The sequence below is a fragment of the Endozoicomonas gorgoniicola genome, assembly GCF_025562715.2.
GTDB lineage: Bacteria > Pseudomonadota > Gammaproteobacteria > Pseudomonadales > Endozoicomonadaceae > Endozoicomonas_A > Endozoicomonas_A gorgoniicola.
Genome location: NZ_JAPFCC010000001.1, coordinates 207436 through 227386 on the forward strand (window position 1 = coordinate 207436; position 19951 = coordinate 227386).

Genomic DNA, 19951 nt, shown 5'->3' on the forward strand with positions numbered 1-19951 from the left:
AAAGGCTATTTCTGTTGCAACCCCTCATTTTCCATCAGCCAACCTGTAAAAGCCCCGTAAATGTTCGCGTCGTAAGCCGGATTGCTCATTGCAGCGGTGGGGAATGGTACCTTTGGAGCGTTAAACTCTTTCGGGTCCATGATCACATCACGAACCTTCTGAGCGTTTTCCTGTGTTGCAACCTTGTTAAACAGCGGCGACCAGCCTTCAGGGCCACGACCACGTTTGGTCAGTAGCTCACCTTTTGGATCGTGTCCGTAAAGTTGTAACTTATCGCCGGAAATTTTGAGGTCGTAGTAAAAGCCGGACTTTTCATCAAACATGTGGGTGTTGATGTAGGTTGCTATCTTCTCTGCGTCTTCACGGTAGGTTTTGGCGTCGTCCGGCTTACTCAGGAGGTCTGCCATTTGCGCCAGGAAGTTCTTTTCACCCGCCAGGTAAGAGTTGATGTCAACGGATTCCTGGTTGATGGTGTAGCCTACTGGTTCACCATTCACCTTGTGCTGGAAGAAGCGGGGTGTCCAGTCGGCACGGGCAAGAACCATGTTGCCGTCGTATTCTTTCTCCGCATACGCTTGCAGCTGTTCATCAGAAATAAAGCCAAAGTTAGCAGCGTTATCCCTGCCGGATTCCCAGCCTGCACCATCCTGTGCCGGAGCAGAAATATCAACTTTGCCCCAGTCTGCCATATCATCGTACATTTCAGTGCTGTAGCAGACTTTCTTGCTTTCTCCTTCGCAGAACTGCCCCATCATGCCTTTCAGTTCATCAGGCATTTTCAGGTCATCGGAATAAGTGAATTTGAATTTTAATTCGCCATTTTCATCATTGTGAGCCGGATCCATAGTGGCACCATACTCAACAATACCGTTTCCATTGACGTCACGGTTTCTGTACCACCAGTTATGGTACTCAACCAGCTGTGGGTACATTTCTGCGATCCACTTGACGGCATCGTCTTCACGACCCAGCTCTTTCAGACCCAGATAGGTTTCCCATACGGACCAGGACGCCAGGGATGGCTTAGTATTGCGTTCGTTCCAGTTGTCGCCGTCCAGGTGATCAGCGTTTTGCAGGTGTCGAATTACATCATTATTAAATGGTTTTTCTACACGGAGGGACTGGGCATTCGGGAACACCACGTCAATCAACATACCGGCATCCTGTGGACGCAGTGTGTCGTCTTTAGTCACCTGATAGTCGAACATGGCACGCACGTTGTCCATCGCCAGATCAGGGTTGATGTGGGCCAGTGCGTAAACGTGCTTCCAGCTGTCCCACGGCCAGATGCCACCGGCAAACCATGGTGCGGTATAAGAGGGTGTTACACCGGAGGTCTGCAGGAAGCCATAGGGCGAACGCCAGTTGGTGTGCAGGTTCTGGATGGTTTTTACCGCCAGACGGGACTGCTGTTTGGTGGCTTTATCGTTGGTCAGACCGTTTTTCAGGTAACCTTCCCAGCGATCTGCAGACTTCTTGAAATGGCTTTCAGGGTTGTTCAGGATGCTTGCAGTCCGCTTTTCAATGTCGGCTACTTCATTCGCATCGTGACCGTAGGCTTGGGTGGACCAGACAGAAGAAGAGCTACCGGCGGCAATGGTAACCGGCGAGGATTTGGACTCATAGCTGAGTGGATCATTCAGATTGAATTTTGTTTCAAGCGTGCGACGAATCATAAAAGTCGCATCATCCTGAGTCATCATCACATAGGTATCACGCTGTTCATTCAGGCGGACATTGATACCATAAATGTCAGGCGTGAAGGTGCGGAAGTCTTCACCGTATTTTCCTGTCACTGTTTCTTTATTTGTGACACCCGGTTTACGATACAACTCTTCTGTCAGCTCACCTGCCCAGTTAAAGGTCAGCTCTTTTGCAGAGCTGGATTTGTTCAGGACAGTGGTCTTAACCAGGGAGACGCGTTTATCGACAAAACGCATTTCCATAGCGACTTCAATATCTCCCAGATCATAACGCTGGTACAGGGCGCCGGGGTAAGAAATCAGTTCAGGATTTTTAACCGAGGTCAGGTCGTAAACACGGCCGTTGCTGTCAGTCAGGGACAGTTGGTCCATGTATTTGCCCAGCAGGACATTGTACTCTTCAGCGATAATGGAGGGGCCGGTGAAGCTGCCGTAAGTATCAGCACTGCCCGGCAGCAGGAAGCCGTGCCAGCTACCATTGTCGTACAGTGGGTTGAATTTAATATTACTGTATTTGTCCCGCTCACGCAGAGCCATTGGGTTGCCGCTACGGTTCAGCACGTTGTCATACTGCAGGGCAATTTTACCCAGAGGGTTCAGGGAAGAACGATCAATGTTAACTTCATCGTCATCATTTTTGTCGGTACAGCCTGTCAGTAGCATTGATGCAATGATTGATGCTGCCAGTAAACTTTTCTTAAAGCGCATAGCTGATAGAAGCCTAACTAAGGGGTTGAATAAACTTTTTTCAGGCAAAAGCTGACCGGCCTTTTGAAGGGGCGACAGATAGCTGATACCAGTGAAATTGAGTATGTGGACGGAACTCAGCAAACAAAAAACAAAGAGGAAAGCGTAAGATTACCTACGGCAGGTAAAACCGTATACTGAAACATTTCCTCACAAGAATTGGTGAAATACTATGTAAGGTATCGATAAAAATATATGATCTTTATCAAATTTTAGTAATATTAAGCTATGAATTCGTGCTTTTCTTAGTCGTTGTGAACGGTAAATTTTTCGACAAAAATGTTAGACCCACTCTTGGCTATGGTCGTAAAACGACAGAAGTATTACATTTTTCACATCTTGCACATCACTTGTTCTATATTTTATTTGAACTTTTTTACTTTAAGTGTTTTGTCGGAATTCTTCTTATTTTGCTGTTATTTGCTCAAAAATAAAGAGGTTTACTTTACGTTAAGGTTTTTTTAGAAAAATTTCCTGATTGTGGTATAAAGGCAGCTTTTTTCTCGGGGGTTTAAATGGCTACGCTCAAAGAAATTGCACTTGAAGCAGGGGTTTCGCTGTCAACGGTATCGAGGGTGTTAAACGATGATCCGACCATCAGTGTCAAAAATGAAACCCGTCATAAAATTCTGGAGGTTGCTGAACAGCTGGAGTACAAAAGCACTCGTAAAAGAAAGAGGCAGCAGGAAGCGGCACTGAATATATTGGCTGTTTACAACTACAATCAGGAAAACGAAGTCCATGATCCCTACTACCTTTCCATCCGCTACGGAGTAGAGCTTCAGTGCAAGAAGCTTAATTTCAACCTGAAAGAAAGCTACGGGTTTAACCCGGAGAGCGATGTTGGCAGTTGTAGCGGTGTACTCCTGGTTGGCTGTGGGTCAGACACCCTGCTTCAACAATTGAAAAAACGCTTTCAGCATGTGGTGTGTATAGATAGTAATCGCTTTGAGGGTGAGGTTGATTGTGTCTATACGGATTTGGGCAGGATCAGTCGACAGGTGGTTGATCTGTTTGTCAATGAAGGCTACTCAAAGCTGGGTTTTATTGGTGGCCGGGATATAGGAGCCGCGACTGATGAGCGTGAAGAAGCTTTTCTGAGTTATGGTCAGAAAAAAGGGGTAGTTTCATCGCAGGATGTTTATGTCGGTGAATTTTCAAGCTCCTCAGGCTATAAGCTGGCACAGGCAATGATTAAGAAATCTCTGCCAGAAGCTATCTTTGTCGCATCGGATTCCATGGCTATCGGTGTGCTGCGTGCGTTGCACGAGTGTCAGATAAAAGTGCCGAGTGATGTAGCACTGATGAGTGTTAATGATATTCCGACGGCAAAGTTTACCTTTCCTCCTTTGTCGACATTCAGGATTCACTCAGAACTCATGGGGGTTCAGGGTGTGAATCTGCTGTCAGAGCAGGTTCGGGAGGAGCGAGATATTCCACTGACCCTGACCATCCCGGCCCGGTTGAAGAGCCGGGGAACTACTCGCTAACAGTTCTGTACAGGTATCAGGGACGAATACCATCACAGACTTCTACTGCTGGTGCGCTGCTGCCCTGGCTGTTATTCATGCATGCTGACAACAAGTAAAAGACAGCCGTCTTGTTCTTTCTGACTCCGATTTCAGGTTTTTTGTCATTTATTCGATGTGATCATTAGAGAAATAATGTGTTCAGTTTTTTCTGAACTGTTGATGAGTTTTGATTTGAATCAGTTATTTCTGGTTAACATCCGGTTAAGGTGATGAGTAAAATTTTACTAAAATCTATTTTGTCTGGAATTGCCTGGGATTATTGAGACTCCGGTCAGTCATCTTGTCCGGGGCACTTAAACCCAATAAATGTTACTGGAGTAAATATGACGGCTGTTGTTTATGGAGACCTGCAGGTCGCCGATTTGTACGAAGAGATCAATCATGTCCCTGCGGTGATGGAAAATCACCAGATTAATGGCATTAATAAAGAAGCGCCAAGGGTTAACGCGTTTCCTTACACGGTTGAAGCGCTGGCACTGAACAATAAGCCAGAGCTGGCGGGTAACTACCTGTCTCTGAACGGTTTGTGGAAGTTCAACTGTGCCGTTAATCCTCAATCCCGTCCAAAAGGATTCCAGCAGGAAAGTTTTGATGTTTCCCAGTGGGACGATATTCAGGTTCCCGGCAACTGGGAAGCACAGGGTTTTGATCAAGCCATCTACCTTGATGAGCGCTTTCCGTTTCAGACGGAGTGGCCCGAAGTGCCAAGGGAATATAACCCGGTAGGTTCCTATCGTCGTACATTTGAAATGGACAAAAGCTGGGAAGGCCGGGAAATTTTCCTGCAGCTGGCTGGTGCCAGAACGGCTACCTTCATATGGATTAATGGCCTGCGTGTTGGCTATACCCAGAACGCCAAGAACCCGGCTGAATTCAATATCACCCCTTATGTTCGCGAAGGTGAAAACAGCATCGCCCTGGAAATTTTCCGTTGGTCTAATGCCAGCTATCTGGAAAAGCAGGATATGCTGGATATGTCGGGTCTGGAGCGTGAAGTCTTCATCTATTCAACCGATAAAACCCGTATCTTTGACTTTGACTGCCGCGCGACTCTGGATAACACCCTCACCCAGGGTGAAATCAGCCTCAACGTAGACCTGAAACATTTTGCCGAGTCTGCTCCAGAGGACCTGACTCTGAAGGCACAGTTGCTGGACGATAAAAACGGTTTTGCGCCTGTTGTCAGCCAACAGCAAAATGTAGCGTTTGACAGCAATGAACAACGACTGACGTTTGCTTCTGAAGTGGCAGAGCCTCGCCTGTGGAGCGCTGAAGCCCCTAACCTTTACACCCTGATGCTGACCCTTAGCGACAGCACTGGCAAGGTTCTGGAGACCACCTCCCATAAAGTTGGTTTCCGTCGTATTGAAACCACGGGTGGTCAACTGACGGTTAATGGCAAGGCGATTAAAATCAAAGGTGTGAACCGTCACGAGCTGCACCCAACCCTGGGTCATGTCGCGACTGAAGAGACCATGCTCACTGATATCCGCCTGATGAAAGAGCATAACATCAATGCGGTGCGCACCAGTCACTTCCCATGCCATTCCCGTTGGTATCAGTTGTGCGATGAGTATGGTCTGTATGTGGTTGACGAAGCTAATATCGAGTCTCACCCACTGGCTCTGAGCCCTGAAACCCAGATTGGTGATACCGAGTCCTGGATTCCGGCCCACCTGGATCGTATGCAGGCGATGGTGGAAAGAGATAAGAACCATGCTTGTGTCATTATCTGGTCTATGGGTAATGAAGCCGGTGAGGGCTGTGTCTTTGAAACCCTGTACAACTGGGTAAAAGAGCGCGACGGTAGTCGTCCGGTTCAGTACGAGCCAGCCGGTGAAGCGCCTTATACCGATATCGTTTGCCCAATGTATCCAACCCTGGAGCGTCTGCAGGCGTTTTCCCAGCAAAACGACGGTCGCCCAATGATCATGATCGAGTATGCTCACGCCATGGGTAACTCGGTCGGTATCCTGAATGATTACTGGAAGATCATCGACAACAGTCAGTGCCTGCAGGGTGGTTTTATCTGGGAATGGATGGACCATGCGCTGGAACTGACCAATGACAAGGGCCAGAAGTACTGGGGCTATGGCAAGGACTACCATCCTGACCTGCCTACCGACGGTAACTTTATGAACGATGGTCTGGTAGCGCCTGACCGCACTCCGCATCCACACATGGCAGAAGTGAAAAAGGTTTACCAGCCGGTTCGTTTCCATGCGGTTGATGCGGCTGCCGGTCGTTTTGAAATCGAAAACCATTACGACTTCATTGGTCTGGACAAGTTTGAAATTCAATACCAGGTCAGCGCCGATGGCATTCAGGTGGCTAAAGGTTCCCTGGGTGTTAATGCTGTGGAGCCCGGTCAGCGTGAAGCGCTGACAGTTGACCTTTCCGGCCTGGAAATCAGCGAAGGCAGTGAATACCTGATTACCCTGAGTGCTGTAACCCGTAACAATGAGCCAATGTTGGGCTCAGGCTATGAAGCGGCGTGGGATCAGTTCTCCGTGACCGCTCGCCCTGCCTATCAGAAGCCAGCGATTAAGGAAGAGCATTCCATTAAACTGGCGGAATCAGAAACTTCTGTTTCACTGAAAGGGCATAACTTCGATATTCGTTTTGATGCGAAGACGGGGCAGATGGCTGAGTTTCGGGTAGATGGTAAGAACCTGATTCGCACTGGTCTGGAGCCAAACTTCTGGCGTGGTCTGACCGATAACGATCTGGGGGCAAAAGCGTTTGAGTGGGCGACTATCTGGCAGGACGCCGGTGCTAAACGTCAACTGACAGCTATTGAAGTCGAGCAGATCAGTACGCAGGAAGTGCAGGTGATTACCCGTTTTGACCTGCCAACGATTGAGTGTCAGTACGTTCTTACTTACCAGGTCTTTGCTGATGGCGAATGTCGTGTAGCGGCTGAATTTACTCCGGGTGAGAAAGAGCTGCCGGTGATGATGCGCTTTGGTCTGCAAATGACCCTGCCTTCTGACTACCAGTTCATTCAGTGGTTTGGTCGTGGCCCGGTAGAGACTTATGAAGATCGTAAAGGTGCGAAGGCGGCTGTGTATGGTGGCACCATTCAGGAACAGATTCATGCTTACCCGCGTCCGCAGGAAACGGCTAACAAGACCGATGTTCGCTGGGTAGCGCTGACGCAGCAGGATGGTGTTGGTCTGGAAGTGATTGCTGAAGACACGCTGCTCAATACCAGTGCCTGGCCGTTTGCTGCTGAAGAGCTGGATTTTGTGGCAGACGACGGTTCCATGGGAGCGTCCGGCCTGACCCCAATGTCCTGCAAGCACGGCGCTGACCTGCTACCCGGCAACCTGGTGACCTGGAATATTGACCTGACCCAGATGGGTACCGGTGGTCAGAACTCCTGGGGCTCCATGCCACCAATGCAGTATCAGCCACAGGTGAAGCCTTATCAGTACGCATTCCGACTGCGTCCTGTTAATGGTTAACTGCCTTTTCCCTGAGGTAAGAACGGAGCTCTGATCGAGCTCCGTTCTTGTTTCTGTCAGACAAGTATTGTGCCTGACAATTATACCTTTGCCAGTTGAGTGTGAATCATTATGAATGGAACTCTGAGTCACAGAGAAAAAAGTTTTATCGAATCCACGTAAAACCCCGTACTTTTAGTGCGGGGATGTAAGTGGGGCTTGCGTAGAGCAAGCCTATGCACTATTTTCTTCTTGTCTCTTGCAGACCTACCTCTGGGCTAGAGGAATGTTAAGCCTGCGGAGTTCGTGTGAGACTTGGGGAACATGGGTTGGCTCGTCACCGTAAAAGTTCCCACTGTGGAACTTTTATGCGATAACCAAGCTGTTCCCTGAGCAACGAACTGTGAAACAGGAACCTGTTAGGTGACTAACAGGAATCCCCGTCCTTCAGGGCGGGGAGGATGTCAACAGTGGAATGCTCTATAACCCTAACACGGAAGGTCTGCCATCAAATCAGCACCTGCTTCGATGATAAGGAAAAGAGCCTGCTAATTGGTCAATTGTTTGGAAAGTCAGACGAAACTACGATGTTGAACGGTCAGTTCTCCTGTGATTACGGTTACAACATTGAAGTCGGAAAAAATTTCTACATGAACTTCAATGGCGTCATTCTTGACTGCGGTAAGGTCGTGATTGGTGATAATGTGATGATCGGTCCAAACGTTACCCTTTGTACGGCAGGGCATCCGCTGGATATTAAAACCCGTAACACGGGTGAGGAGTTTGCAAAGCCTGTCACTATTGGGAATAACGTCTGGATTGGGGCTAACGTATTGGTTCTTCCGGGGGTGACCCTTCACGATGGCGCAGTTGTTGGAGGAGGAAGCGTGGTGACTAAGGATGTTCCTGCAGACTGTGTTGTGGTTGGAAGCCCTGCCAGAGTGGTCAGAAAAGAGATTAATCTTCAATCATCAATGTAGTGCAGCGAAGCGTTTATATCTATACCTCTCTATGGCTTTAAAGCGCGCATCGCTTTTGGACAATACCTGTCCATCGCCCAGCCTGCTGGAGCCTTTGTCGCCAGTTCGGGTATAAATCCGGGTTAAGCGATAACCCTGTTTTTTTTCAGTCATTAACTTTTCAGTCATTAACGCCAGTGATCTCTTCCGAGAGTCACTGGCGTTCCATGATACGGACAATAGTAAAATTATTCAGCCATTGTCGTCATATCCTTACGCACCCTGGGCAATCTCATTAAACAATGAGTTGTCGTTAGGGTTCTTTTCACGCCAGCGGTTAAAGATGGCGATGCAGTAGGCGGTTACTGCGATGATGCTCACCGGTCCGAGAATAACCTGAATCAGGGAGCCGGAGAAGTTGGCAGCCCAGTCCTCAGGTCCCGGAATCAGCGCAGTAATGGTAGCGGCCATAAAGATAGTGACCATTGGCACCACGGCCAGCAGCGCCCAGAAACGGTCTTTACCCAGGAAGTAGAAGTCCCGTGCAAAATCAGGATTATTGGAATCCCAACGCAGCTTGATGTAACCCGCCACCATGAACAGAACCGGCAGGGTTGCCGCGCCACCGTTCAGGTTTTTAACCGCCACCAGCAGGGTATTCATCTCCGCACTGAACTGACCAATCATAAACAGAATGATGATGACAGAAACCAGGATTCCCTGCATTTTCAGAGCATTGACCGGAGTACCTTCGTGGTTTACCTCAGACAGTTTCTTACCAAAAATTCCCTTCGGCGCATCAACAAACAGCATCTTGGCAGGTGCCGCAGTCCACAGCATCAGAGAGCCACAGAAAGTAGTGATCAGCAGGAACAGAGCAATAACATTGGTCCACCATACCGGGAAGTTCAACTGCTGGAACACCGCGTAAATAGCGGACAACAGACCCAGTTCCTGAGCGTATTCCGCAGGCAGTACCATGGACACCAGAACAGCGGAAAGAATCATCACCGAGGAGAAGATAAACACGTTCAGCAACACGCCAATTCGGAAGCTGCGTTCACCACCCTGAATGTTGCGCTTGTAAGCCGCCAGGGCTTCCAGACCACCCATGGATTGCAGTGCCCAGGACATGGAAGCGATTCGCGCCCAGGACAGATCGATTTCCTCAACAAAACGAGGCACTACCGGCTCGCCTTCGAAGGTCACAGTACCTGTGGATAGGGAGTAAACCGCCGCAACAATAAACACTACGGTCAGACCAAAGCCCGCGTAACCAGCGGAAGACAGCAGTCGGGACAACCACTTCGGCCCTTTCATGGATACCCAGGTGGCCACCCAGAACAGGGCGATGGAGGTAGCACTGACAATAGGTTTGAACCACTCAGCCGTGGTCAGCTCCGCCACATAGGAACCTTCCCCGAACACGGTGTACAGGAAGTAGGTGATAACGTTAGGCAGCAGGTCAACAAAATAGAAGATGTTAACGTAGAAGTAGAAGAAACCGGCAATAAAGCCCCACTTTCTTCCCAGCACCAGGTTCAGCCAGGACTGATAACCGCCCTCAGAGTTACTGAGTTTCTTAATAGAAGAAAACTCAATAATCATAAAGGTATAAGGAATGGCATAGATGACGGTAGCTACTGCATACAGCAGCCAGGAATTGTAGCCCCAGTCGGTGTATTGGTTAACAAGACTCCTGAGGACAAACCCTCCCCCCGCAATGGAAAAGAACAAAAATGTCATCAATGACATTTTATAACGTTGATCAGTCTCGGCAGACATAATTAAGTTCCTGAGTTGGTTGTTACAGCCAAAAACGTTGCAATTTACCGACAGAAGCCTTTCAGGAGGAATAAGGGTTAGCGGCGTTGTCGAAGTGCCACTCTTCCTGACCTGAAGTAACCGCTTTACTTTTTTTGCTCTTATTTTTACGAAAAGTTTTACCGAGCGATATTAGAGAAATGCTGTTCACTTTTGTTTGATTTGCGTCAACTTCTGACAGACAGGTAGGAAAAATGATGCTTCATGAAAAGTTCATATAACTACAACCAGGAAGGCTCAATGTCTCTTTTGATGGTAAAACGTATCTGTATCGCAATCTGGATCTCGACATTCCTGCCGGGCAAAAACTGCCGATCATCGGTGCCAGTGGTACAGGCAATTCCTTTCTCTTGAGTCTTTCTTTTAAACCAAAAACGGAGTCGTAAAGGCTCCGTTTTTGGTTCTGTATCTTTTTCATGGTCTGCTAAGCTGATTGCTCAAACAAAAACCATCTACTCAGGAAGCGCCCAATGAGTGCGACAGCAGAATCGAATGAGCCGGATCACACACTTAATACTCTGGCTGACATGATCAGTATTCTGGGTGAAGCCCGGTCTGACGTTAAGGTTCTTGATCGTAAGGTTGATACTCTTGATCGTAAGGTTAACGCTCTTGATCATAAGGTTGATACCCTTGATCATAAGGTTGACGCGCTTGATCATAAGGTTGACTGTATCCAGCAGGAAAACCGTGAACGCTTCGACCGGATTGAGCTAGAGCAGGCAGAGACCCGCAAGGACATTGCCAGGCTTGAGCAGGGGCAGGCAGAAACCCGGCAAGACATTGCCAGGCTTGAACTACTCATCCGTCAACGACTGCCGGAAAACTGATTCGCAACTGGCATTAAGTATCAGGCGGATTATTGCAGGCAGTGAAGTATTTTTAAGGGCAAAAAAACGGGGTCTTCTCTTAGTGAGAAGCCCCCGTTTCTTAAGCTAACTTAATCGATGTAATAACTGATTAAGCAGTAACTGCAGTCACGCCGCCAGCTTTGTTTACTTCGTGCATGGCAGTCTTGATGTTCTCAGACTGCGTACCGAAGATAGCCTGCATGTTGTTACCAACGACCATAACACCGCGAGCGCCCAGTGCCTTGATGGCAGTCTGGTCAACCTTGTTCACGTCAACCACTGCAACACGCAGACGGGTGATACAAGCGTCGATGGACTTGATGTTAGCGTTGCCACCGAAAGCGATGATCAGCTTGCCAGCCAGCTCAGGGCCTACTTCTACCTGAGAACCGCTTTCTTCGTCTTCACGACCCGGAGTTTTCAGGTTGAAAGCAGTGATGATGGTACGGAATACACCGTAGTAAACGGCTGCGTAAACGGCACCCAGAGGAATCAGCCAGAAGGACTTGGTGCCGATGCCGGAGAACAGGGCAAAGTCGATGAGGCCGTGGGAGAAGGATGCGCCCATCTTGATTTCCAGGAAGTTGGTAATCACGAAAGCGAAACCAGCCAGCAGGGCGTGTACAACGTACAGAGCCGGAGCCAGGAACAGGAAGGAGAATTCGATAGGCTCGGTGATACCGGTCAGCATGGAGGTCAGGGCTGCAGAGATCATGATGCCGCCCACACGCTTCTGGTGCTTGGTCTTGGCAGTGTGCCACATGGCGATGGCCGCAGCAGGCAGACCGAACATCTTGAACAGGAAACCACCTGCCAGGAAGCCTGCAGTCGGGTCACCCGCAAAGAAGCGAGGAATGTCACCAGTGAATACCTGGCCGGCTTCGTTGACAAACTGACCCATTTCCATCTGGAAAGGCACGTTCCATACGTGGTGGATACCGAAAGGAATCAGCATACGCTCAACGAAACCGTAGACAAAGCCCATGGTGACAGGGTTGCCTTCAACAGCGTAGTTACCGAAAGACTTGATGGCTGCACCGATTGGAGGCCATACGAAGGCCATAACGGTACCCAGGGCGATGGCAGCGAAAGCGGTTACGATAGGAACAAAGCGCTTGCCTGCGAAGAAGCCCAGGTATTCTGGCAGCTGAATTTTGTAGAAACGGTTGAACATAACCGCCGCCAGAGCACCAGACAGGATGCCGCCGAATACGCCGGTATCGATGGAGGTGATGCCCATGATGGACTTGGTTTCAACACCCATCAGGCCTGCAACCAGACCCATGGTGGCCAGCATAACCACGTAGCCAACGATAGCGGCCAGAGTGGAAACACCGTCGTTATCGGTCAGGCCCAGAACGGTACCGATGGCGAACAGCAGTGGCAGGTTGCCGAATACGGCACCGCCGGCCTGTGCCATCACCTGGCTGAGCAGCTCAGGCAGGAAACTGAAGTTAGCTGCGCCGATACCCAGAAGGATGCCTGCAACCGGTAGAATCGCTACAGGCAGCATCAGCGCACGGCCGATTTTCTGCAGCACCCCAAAGGCGTTTTGCAACATGGTGTGAAACCTCGTGATGATTGAGTCTTGGTAACGTCACACAGGCTGTTGTCCGCTGTGAACCTGTGTTTGTTTGTTATCGTGGGCGAGGTTAACAAAACGATCGTACCTATTGGGTAAGAGAGATAAACGAAATGTAACGAAATCTTTCAAGAAAGGGTGCGATCGGAAATGCATTGTCTTATGTCAGTTCTGCGTTAATAAATGGTAACTATTTTGATAGCGAGTTTGATAGCGAGTAGTTCACGGTGAGAGCAGTGCGGCAGATAGCGATTTTACCGCCTGTTCCGGTGTAACGGTCGGGTCGGACATGTAGCTACTGACAAAGTTAATGGCGGGTATCTGCAGAGACTCCTTGGCGGCCATTCCATGAATGATGCTTGGTACCAGAGTGTTGGCTTCGATGCTGGCCTTAAGGTCTTCCAGGCTTTTCTGCTGGCAGCCCTGAAGGTTTTCTGCTGCGTCCATTCGCGCAGGAATTGAGCCTTTTTTTTCGTTGAATGCGATTTGTGTCTCCATATTCATCAACTGCTGGGTTAGCCAGTGCTGTGCCTGACGGTCGCTAGAGCTTCTGAGATTAAACAGAACAAAGCTGTCGATGTTGTAGATGAACTTTTTGTCGGTTCCGAAGGCGGGCTGGCAGTAGAAATCCTCTCCTTCAACCTGACCGTTCATTTTGAACTCCCCAAGCGCCCAGTCCCCCATTAGCATCATGGCCGCCTTGTTGTTAATAATTTCCCGGGTGGCCTGGTCCCATGACATTTTGCTTCGATTGTCCGGAGTCAGGGAGGCTATTTGTTTCAGCTTTCGAAATACCCTGATCATAGTCGGGCTGGTCAGGGCTTTCCGGTCATGATGAACCAGTGCCTGTCGGTAAAAATCCGCGCCTCCTTCCGAGAGTACAACGGATTCGAAAATAGCCGCCTGCTGCCAGGCTTCTCCGCCGTGAGTTAGTGGAATAAAGCCAGCCTGGCGCAGGCGGGGGGCAATGGCGATCAGCTCATCCCAGCTGGTGGGGATTGCCAGCCCGGTATCCTCAAAAGCACCTGGATTAACCCATAACCAGTTGCTTCGGTGAATGCCAACGGGAACACCATAGAAACGCCCCTGAAACTGAATGGCATCAGAGACAAATTCAGGCAGTACAGAGGTCCATTGATTGTGATTGACGGTGTCATCAATGTCTGCCAGCAGACCCAGGCTGGCCCAGCTCTTAATACCCTGCCCACTGATCTGGGCTGCATGCGGGGGGTTGCCTGAAATAACTTGAGACTTCAGTACTGTCATGGCTCTGCCGCCGCCACCGCCGGCAACCGCTTGATCAGTCAAGGCAAAGCCGGACTTTGTATAGTGATCTTTCAAAATGTCCATGGCGGCAGCTTCACTGGGGGAGGTCCACCAGTGGAGGACATTAACTGTCCCTGCGGGGCGATTTGATGGTGCATCACTGGCCGTCACAGAAGTGGCCAGACAGGTTAGTAGTGTTGTTATAAGCAGGCGCTGGATCATAGATGAAGGCTTAACCGTTAATTAGTTAAAAAATGTGCAGTATTAAATGTGAATTGTTAATTCATAACTGAAAGGACTATTTTTCTATAGATCAACTTACTGGTTAATGATTCGACTTAAATACGTAAAATTACTTGAGATGAAATGGTGTAACCCGTTACATTTCTGAGTTAAAACTGAGCCGGTCATTTTTTGTACGAGTTTGAGCAATAGAAATAACGAAGTGCAGAGGTGAAGTCGTGGATGTGCTAGGGTATTTGCAGCGTTTAGGAAAGGCACTGATGTTGCCAATTGCAACCTTGCCTGTTGCTGCTATATTGCTGCGTGTCGGACAGCCGGATTTGTTGGATATCGCGTTTATGGCCGAAGCGGGGAATGCCGTTTTCAGCCACCTGCCTCTGTTGTTTGCCATGGGTATTGCAGCGGGTCTTTCGGAAGATGATGCCGGGGCGGCTGTTATGGCGGGGGCAATCGGTTACTTTGTTCTTACTGCTGCTGCAAAAACGATTAATGCCGATATCGATATGTCGTTTTTCGGGGGCATTATTGCCGGCATCATTGCTGGTCACAGTTATAATAAATTCCATCGTGTCCAGTTACCTCAGTATCTTGCCTTTTTTGGTGGCAAACGACTGGTTCCGATTATGACCGGGCTGATCGCCCTGGCTGCCTCTGTTATTGCTGGGTTTGTCTGGCCTGCTATCCAGTCGGGAATCAATGCGTTTGCAAGCAGTGTTGCTGATTCCGGTTACATTGGACTGTTCGTTTATGGAGTACTGAACAGGGGCTTGATCCCTGTTGGCCTGCATCATGTGGTTAACTCTATTTTCTGGTTTGGTCTTGGCGAATATACCAATGCTGCAGGTGAAATCGTTAATGGTGACCTGCCACGGTTCTTTGCTGGCGACCCTACCGCCGGTGCCTTCATGGCTGGTTTTTATCCAGTAATGATGTTTGGCTTGCCAGCGGCTGCCCTGGCGATGTATCTTGCTGCCCCCCGGGAAGAGTCGCGCAAAAGTGGGTGGATTGTTGTTTTCGGTTGGACTGACAGCTTTCCTTACCGGCGTCACTGAACCACTGGAATTCCTGTTTGTCTTTCAGGCACCAGCGCTGTATGCCGTTCATGCATTGCTGACCGGGTTGTCTCTGGTCGTGACCAATCTGTTTGGAGTGTTGGATGGCTTTGGTTTTTCAGCGGGTGCCTTTGATATGGTGCTTAACTGGGGACTGGCCACCCACCCCGTGACCCTGGTCATTATTGGTCTGGCCTTTGCTGTGGTTTACTTCTGCACCTTCTATTTTGCGATCAGGGTGTTCAATCTGAAAACCCCGGGTCGTGAGGACGATGAGGTTGAGCAGAGGCCGGTCAGTGTGGTTTCGGACTCGGAACGTGCGAAGCACTATATTGCATTGCTGGGTGGTAAAGATAACCTTGTGTCTGTTTCTGCCTGTATTACCCGCTTGCGACTGACTCTGGCAGATCGTGACAGGGTTGATGAGTCAGGCCTTAAAGCCATGGGGGCGAAGGGAGTCGTAAAGCTGGGTTCCAACAATCTTCAGGTAATCCTTGGTCCACAGGCTGAAATTATTGCCGGTGAAATCAAGCTGGAGATGGTTTAGCGATTGTTGCGGAAAATGGTGATAGCGATAAACTGCTATATCAATTCGTTTCGCTTTTTATTTCAATAGAATTGTAAGGGGTTGCCGTTGTGCAGCCCCGTTGGTTTCAATCTGAGCCTCCGAAGAGGTTGGCTTATCCTTCTGGAATTCAGCTTCTTCACTGCTCGCAAGATCTCCACGTTATTGAGAGAAATGCAATGTTTAAAAAAGACGTAGTTATTACTGCTGAAAATGGTCTGCACACTCGTCCAGCTGCTCAGTTCGTAAAAGAAGCAAAAGGCTTCGAATGCGACATCAAACTGGAAGCGGGTGGTAAGCAGGCCAGCGGCAAGAGCCTGTTCAAGCTGCAGACTCTGGGCCTGACTCAGGGTTCTACTGTGACCATTATCGCTGAAGGTGAAGGCGCTGAAGGTGCTGTATCTCACCTGGCTGAATTCATCACTACTCTGAAGTAATGATTTCTGCGATCCGGGATTCTTCGGATCAGGCAGCAGACGCTTGATGATCTTTTCAAAGACTGATTTGTCGTCGAAATTCATCGAAAGTTAGGTATAGCTGCTATTGGTGGCTATATTTTAGTCTGCTGGCGAAGCAATAAGAAATGATCAGGAGCTTGTTGAGGCGCTGTTAGCCCGACAGACTTCTGGAAATAAGCTGAGCAAACTGGGAAGTATCAGGTAACGACATGATGTTGTCTTATTGCTGATGCTTTGCAGGGAAGCTCGGCTTTTGTCGTTTGGGAGCACTGCTCTTTCGGCGACAGCTGTAGATTAATTTACTGGTTAATAGTGTTTTTTAGATGTGTGTACGGGGAGCTAATGCTTAGAATATGACGCTCTTCACTGGTGGTTGTGTGAGCAGCTAATAGCCAGAAGCTAAAAGCCCGGTGTATTTCTTATGTGAACACTGAAAAGACGCCTACCCTGTTATGACAGTTTTTCAGACTCGTTGAGTCAGGGGGAAATTAAGGTATGAAGGGTGGCGGCTTCTTTCCTGGATCGGTTTGGCTTCAGATAATCATTTTTTTGTATTGTCTGTTTACACAGGGCAGCGCTTACGCACAAGTCGACTGCCGTCTAATAATGTCTGAGTATTCTGGTTTTAAATCACCCTGGCTTCTTTCTGATGATGGAAAAGTGTGTTCTCTGGCGCAGAAAAAACCAGTAAAACCCTTGACTGAAAGGGTTGCTGAACCTGTCAGACTGCTACTGTTTGGGATGCTTGCATCACTTTCCACTTTCCTTACAAAAAGTTCTGAAAGCGCAGTTACCCCTTTTCTTCGTTCCCCGGTATGGGAGCCTGAAAAGATTCAGCCAGATTTCCTGCATCGTGAAGAAGGCATTCTACAACCGGAGACTGATGTTGACAGATGGTTTCCTGTTGATCAGATCATTTCTCAGAGCTCTCAAAAGCTATTACAGAAGTGGAACCAGTTAATGGACCACTATAAAAATCTTACGACCGCCGGAGATCCCGGCAGAGTTGACCAAAATACAAAAACTGAAACAACCCGTATTTTTTTATTCCTGGACCAGCAGAAATTTAAGGTAGTTATTGTACCCTCACAACCCTTGTCCCGTGACGCCAGAGACCGGTTAAATCATCAGATATTAAATACATTAATCCATACTTACCGTGTTGCGCTGGACAAGAGCGAAGCGCTGACTCCAGTGTCCGGAGCGACAACTGTGGCAGCGGGTGGCAGTGACAGGGGAGGTGATGATGACCGGGAACCCTATGACAGAAATCCGGTGACTTTTTATCAGAAAGATATCGGTTTTCAGAACGATGCCAGTGAGTTCAATACCTTTGCTTCCCTGTTTGCCAGGGAGAGGGGGCGTTTATTGAACATACTTTATCGGCGCATTCAGAACGCTATTTATTCCGGTGATGACACGCTTGCCAGCATATTGCGCGATCGAATTACAGTTTTTGAAGTAGATACGGTTGAGCTGCTTCAGCAACTGTCTGGCACCCAGAGACAAAGAAGTACCTTCGAGCCTTTTCTGGAAACGCTGCTTACAAACTCCCGGGAAACACAGTGGTACGAAGCATATTCTGAAGAGGGGGGGAGACAGCAACGTTTACCCGTATGGCCCGGATCAAAATCGGGAGAATACTCTGGCAGGCAGTGTCCGAATTCAGAATGCGGTAGTCGTGGATCTGGCTCAGGTTCGGATTCAGATTCCGGTGGGGCTTCTGGCTCCAATGGGAATATCAAAAAAACAGGAAAAGATGGAAAACGTTATGCAGGCAAGAGCGGTGAAGGCGGAGATGAAGGCGGAGATGAAGGCGGAGATGGAAATAAAAAACAAAAGATACTTGATGTGGTAAGTTGGGTTCAATCGCAATGCCCAATATGTAAAGCGAAGTTGCCTGGTGGAACTTTCTTGCGAGAAAACGAGGCATTCACTGAGTTCACAAATCTTTGTCCAGACTGTCAGGAGTCCAGAAGAGAGGCTCCAGCATTTCCATTTGAAAAAGTACCTGAATTACCCAGAGAGCTGATCATGAAATGTCTTCCTCTGAAAGATAAAATAGCTCTGGCTTCAACAAACAAAAACAATCATGAATTTAATAACCAATATTGGTTAAAGCGGCTTTCAGTTATGAAGGAATTTCATTTTGGAGGCAAGGATGACAGCCTGCGGCAGGAGACGGAATATTATTTTAGCGATCCTGAAGTGATAGACAAAATACGCAAAGGCATTGAAATCTCAAGAGAGTTTGTTGATTCGATTTGTAAAACCCCACTCGACTATGCTGCATTTGTTCTGTTTTTAGCCAGCAACAATAAACTACATCCCCGGTATTTAAAGGACTTGAAAGATTCTGGCCGCTATGCAGGCAGCATAAATGCCATGGAAGTATTATCCGATGGCTCGATAGCATCCGTTGAAAGAGGTGTTAAGCTGTTTATCCGAAACCCTGACGGTAAAATAATTGAGCCGACTGAACAGCTTTATGAAGTCGAAAACGCAGACGAAGACGACGAAGACTACGACGAAGACGAGTCTGATGAACGCATCACAAAAATAATAAAGTTCCCCCCGGGTTTCTTACTGGTTGGTAACAATGGGCTTTCAATAGGTCCGAATATCAACGAACTGCATGTTTCCGAAGAAGGTGTGCCTGACAAACCGAGACATGCCAGTGAACATGTGTGTGCAATAGATGACAGCCGCTTTGCGATGGCTTCCGGGAATGACATTTTTATATGGAAGGTTGATAGTTGCAGGAAAAACAGATCCTGCCAAAGCAGCCTTAAAGGTCACGAGAATTCAGTGAGTGCTTTGATAAAACTGCCCCGTGGCCAACTGGCTTCGGGAGGAAGTGACGGCCAAATCATGATTTGGGATGTGAGTCAGACACGTCCTGTACATACGTTGACCGGGCATGGTTGTCGGGTGACATGTTTAGCCGCTGTGTCTGACAGGCTGCTTGCATCCGGAGACTCTGAGGGTAACTTAATATTATGGGATGTTGACCAGGGGAGGTCACACCACATCCTTAGGGCCCATGAACATGGAATTAATCTCTTGTTCAGATTGCCTGATGGACGACTTATGTCTTGTACCTATCATCGTGACTTTTATTATTCGGACAGTGAAGTAACGATCTGGACTATTAATCACGTCGGTAAAGAGCTCTCCCAGGCAGCCGTTTTATCTCTAAGTAGTATTCGCTATATGGCTGTTCTTGCGCCAGACAAGCTGGTTGTAAAAATGGATAACGGTGATTCAGCTATAGAACTTTGGGGGTTATACCAGCCAGAACGAGAGGCTTCTGATGGAGCCAATATGAGGAAAAAAGAGCGTGAGAAGAAAGCTACTAAAGAACAGCACGACGAGATTTATGAAATGATGAACAGTCCGTGTTACTCGGAAGCGGTGAGCCGCATGGCGGCACAAAAAAGAGAGGAACATCCAGAAAAGTTCAGCGATTATAAGCCGGAAAATTAATGCTTTTAAAACAAACCCCAATTGAAACCAGTGGTTTTATAACCTTAAGTCTGTTTCAGCCTGCATTACCCGCTTGCGACTGACTCTGGCAGATCGTGATAAAATTGATGAGCCGGGTCTTAAAGCCATAGGCGCAAAAGGTGTGGTTAAGCTCGGAACCATTGACATCCTCCCCGCCCTGAAGGACGGGGATTCCTGTTAGTCACCTAACAGGTTCCTGTTTCACAGTTCGTTGCT

Annotated in this window: 13 protein-coding genes and 1 pseudogene; 9 read left to right on the forward strand and 5 right to left on the reverse strand. The window is 48.4% G+C overall.

The window, feature by feature from the left end:
• Positions 1-5: 5 nt before the first annotated feature.
• Positions 6-2411, reverse strand: a complete 2406-nt coding sequence (gene ygjK, locus NX722_RS01015) for an alpha-glucosidase (protein ID WP_262566307.1) — start codon at positions 2409-2411, stop codon at positions 6-8.
• Positions 2412-2965: 554 nt separating this feature from the next.
• Here ygjK and ebgR point away from each other — a divergent pair.
• The 3 genes from ebgR to NX722_RS01030 all read left to right on the forward strand — a co-directional run bounded on the left by ebgR (position 2966) and on the right by NX722_RS01030 (position 8408).
• Positions 2966-3940, forward strand: coding sequence for a transcriptional regulator EbgR (gene ebgR / locus NX722_RS01020; RefSeq protein ID WP_262566308.1), 975 nt, complete (start codon positions 2966-2968; stop codon positions 3938-3940).
• A 365-nt stretch (positions 3941-4305) separates the two neighbouring features.
• Entirely contained in the window at positions 4306-7449 is a 3144-nt protein-coding gene (locus NX722_RS01025; RefSeq protein ID WP_262566309.1) for a glycoside hydrolase family 2 TIM barrel-domain containing protein, read from the forward strand.
• A gap of 566 nt (positions 7450-8015) precedes the next feature.
• Positions 8016-8408, forward strand: a complete 393-nt coding sequence (locus NX722_RS01030; RefSeq protein WP_262566310.1) for a sugar O-acetyltransferase — start codon at positions 8016-8018, stop codon at positions 8406-8408.
• On the opposite strand, the gene NX722_RS01035 is transcribed toward NX722_RS01030, so the two are convergent.
• Together NX722_RS01035 and NX722_RS01040 are read right to left on the reverse strand one after the other, a co-directional pair.
• Positions 8400-8561: an ATP:cob(I)alamin adenosyltransferase gene (locus NX722_RS01035; RefSeq protein ID WP_262566311.1), complete on the reverse strand. Its 162-nt coding sequence runs from the start codon at positions 8559-8561 to the stop codon at positions 8400-8402. The two genes, NX722_RS01030 and NX722_RS01035, sit on opposite strands and share 9 nt — an antisense overlap.
• 99 nt (positions 8562-8660) lie before the next feature.
• A complete protein-coding gene (locus NX722_RS01040; protein WP_262566312.1) occupies positions 8661-10172 on the reverse strand; it encodes an APC family permease in 1512 nt (503 codons plus the stop codon).
• A 509-nt stretch (positions 10173-10681) separates the two neighbouring features.
• On the opposite strand from NX722_RS01040, the gene NX722_RS01045 reads away from it, so the two are divergent.
• Entirely contained in the window at positions 10682-11041 is a 360-nt protein-coding gene (locus NX722_RS01045; protein ID WP_262566313.1) for a hypothetical protein, read from the forward strand.
• Between the two features lie 130 nt (positions 11042-11171).
• On the opposite strand, the gene ptsG is transcribed toward NX722_RS01045, so the two are convergent.
• Complete coding sequence (gene ptsG, locus NX722_RS01050; RefSeq protein WP_262566314.1) at positions 11172-12623, reverse strand: PTS glucose transporter subunit IIBC; 1452 nt, start codon at positions 12621-12623, stop codon at positions 11172-11174.
• Between the two features lie 243 nt (positions 12624-12866).
• Positions 12867-14132 (reverse strand): ABC transporter substrate-binding protein, encoded by a 1266-nt coding sequence (locus NX722_RS01055; RefSeq protein WP_262566315.1) that lies wholly within the window; start codon positions 14130-14132, stop codon positions 12867-12869.
• A 281-nt stretch (positions 14133-14413) separates the two neighbouring features.
• Here NX722_RS01055 and NX722_RS01060 point away from each other — a divergent pair, with 281 nt between their 5' ends.
• The 5 genes and pseudogenes from NX722_RS01060 to NX722_RS01080 all read left to right on the forward strand — a co-directional run.
• The gene (locus NX722_RS01060) at positions 14414-15205 is read left to right on the forward strand and encodes a PTS transporter subunit EIIC (RefSeq protein WP_262566316.1); all 792 of its coding nucleotides are present in this window, start codon (positions 14414-14416) and stop codon (positions 15203-15205) included.
• On the forward strand, positions 15159-15752 hold the full coding sequence (locus tag NX722_RS01065; RefSeq protein ID WP_262566317.1) for a glucose PTS transporter subunit EIIB: 594 nt from the start codon (positions 15159-15161) through the stop codon (positions 15750-15752). Before NX722_RS01060 ends, NX722_RS01065 begins: the two co-directional genes overlap by 47 nt.
• A 197-nt stretch (positions 15753-15949) precedes the next feature.
• Positions 15950-16207: an HPr family phosphocarrier protein gene (locus NX722_RS01070; RefSeq protein WP_262566318.1), complete on the forward strand. Its 258-nt coding sequence runs from the start codon at positions 15950-15952 to the stop codon at positions 16205-16207.
• A gap of 1296 nt (positions 16208-17503) precedes the next feature.
• Positions 17504-19714, forward strand: a complete 2211-nt coding sequence (locus tag NX722_RS01075) for a WD40 repeat domain-containing protein (protein WP_262566319.1) — start codon at positions 17504-17506, stop codon at positions 19712-19714.
• A 46-nt stretch (positions 19715-19760) separates the two neighbouring features.
• Positions 19761-19916, forward strand: a pseudogene (locus tag NX722_RS01080) (PTS transporter subunit EIIB); the annotation flags it as partial.
• Between the last annotated feature and the right edge of the window lie 35 nt (positions 19917-19951).

Coding starts and splice junctions, on each gene's coding strand:
- NX722_RS01035 (WP_262566311.1), bottom strand. CDS start 8,561: ATGACTGAAAAAAAACAGGGTTATCGCTTAACCCGGATTTATACCCGA.
- NX722_RS01030 (WP_262566310.1), top strand. CDS start 8,016: ATGTTGAACGGTCAGTTCTCCTGTGATTACGGTTACAACATTGAAGTC.
- ygjK (WP_262566307.1), bottom strand. CDS start 2,411: ATGCGCTTTAAGAAAAGTTTACTGGCAGCATCAATCATTGCATCAATG.
- NX722_RS01060 (WP_262566316.1), top strand. CDS start 14,414: ATGTTGCCAATTGCAACCTTGCCTGTTGCTGCTATATTGCTGCGTGTC.
- NX722_RS01040 (WP_262566312.1), bottom strand. CDS start 10,172: ATGTCTGCCGAGACTGATCAACGTTATAAAATGTCATTGATGACATTT.
- NX722_RS01070 (WP_262566318.1), top strand. CDS start 15,950: ATGTTTAAAAAAGACGTAGTTATTACTGCTGAAAATGGTCTGCACACT.
- ptsG (WP_262566314.1), bottom strand. CDS start 12,623: ATGTTGCAAAACGCCTTTGGGGTGCTGCAGAAAATCGGCCGTGCGCTG.
- ebgR (WP_262566308.1), top strand. CDS start 2,966: ATGGCTACGCTCAAAGAAATTGCACTTGAAGCAGGGGTTTCGCTGTCA.
- NX722_RS01045 (WP_262566313.1), top strand. CDS start 10,682: ATGAGTGCGACAGCAGAATCGAATGAGCCGGATCACACACTTAATACT.
- NX722_RS01025 (WP_262566309.1), top strand. CDS start 4,306: ATGACGGCTGTTGTTTATGGAGACCTGCAGGTCGCCGATTTGTACGAA.
- NX722_RS01055 (WP_262566315.1), bottom strand. CDS start 14,132: ATGATCCAGCGCCTGCTTATAACAACACTACTAACCTGTCTGGCCACT.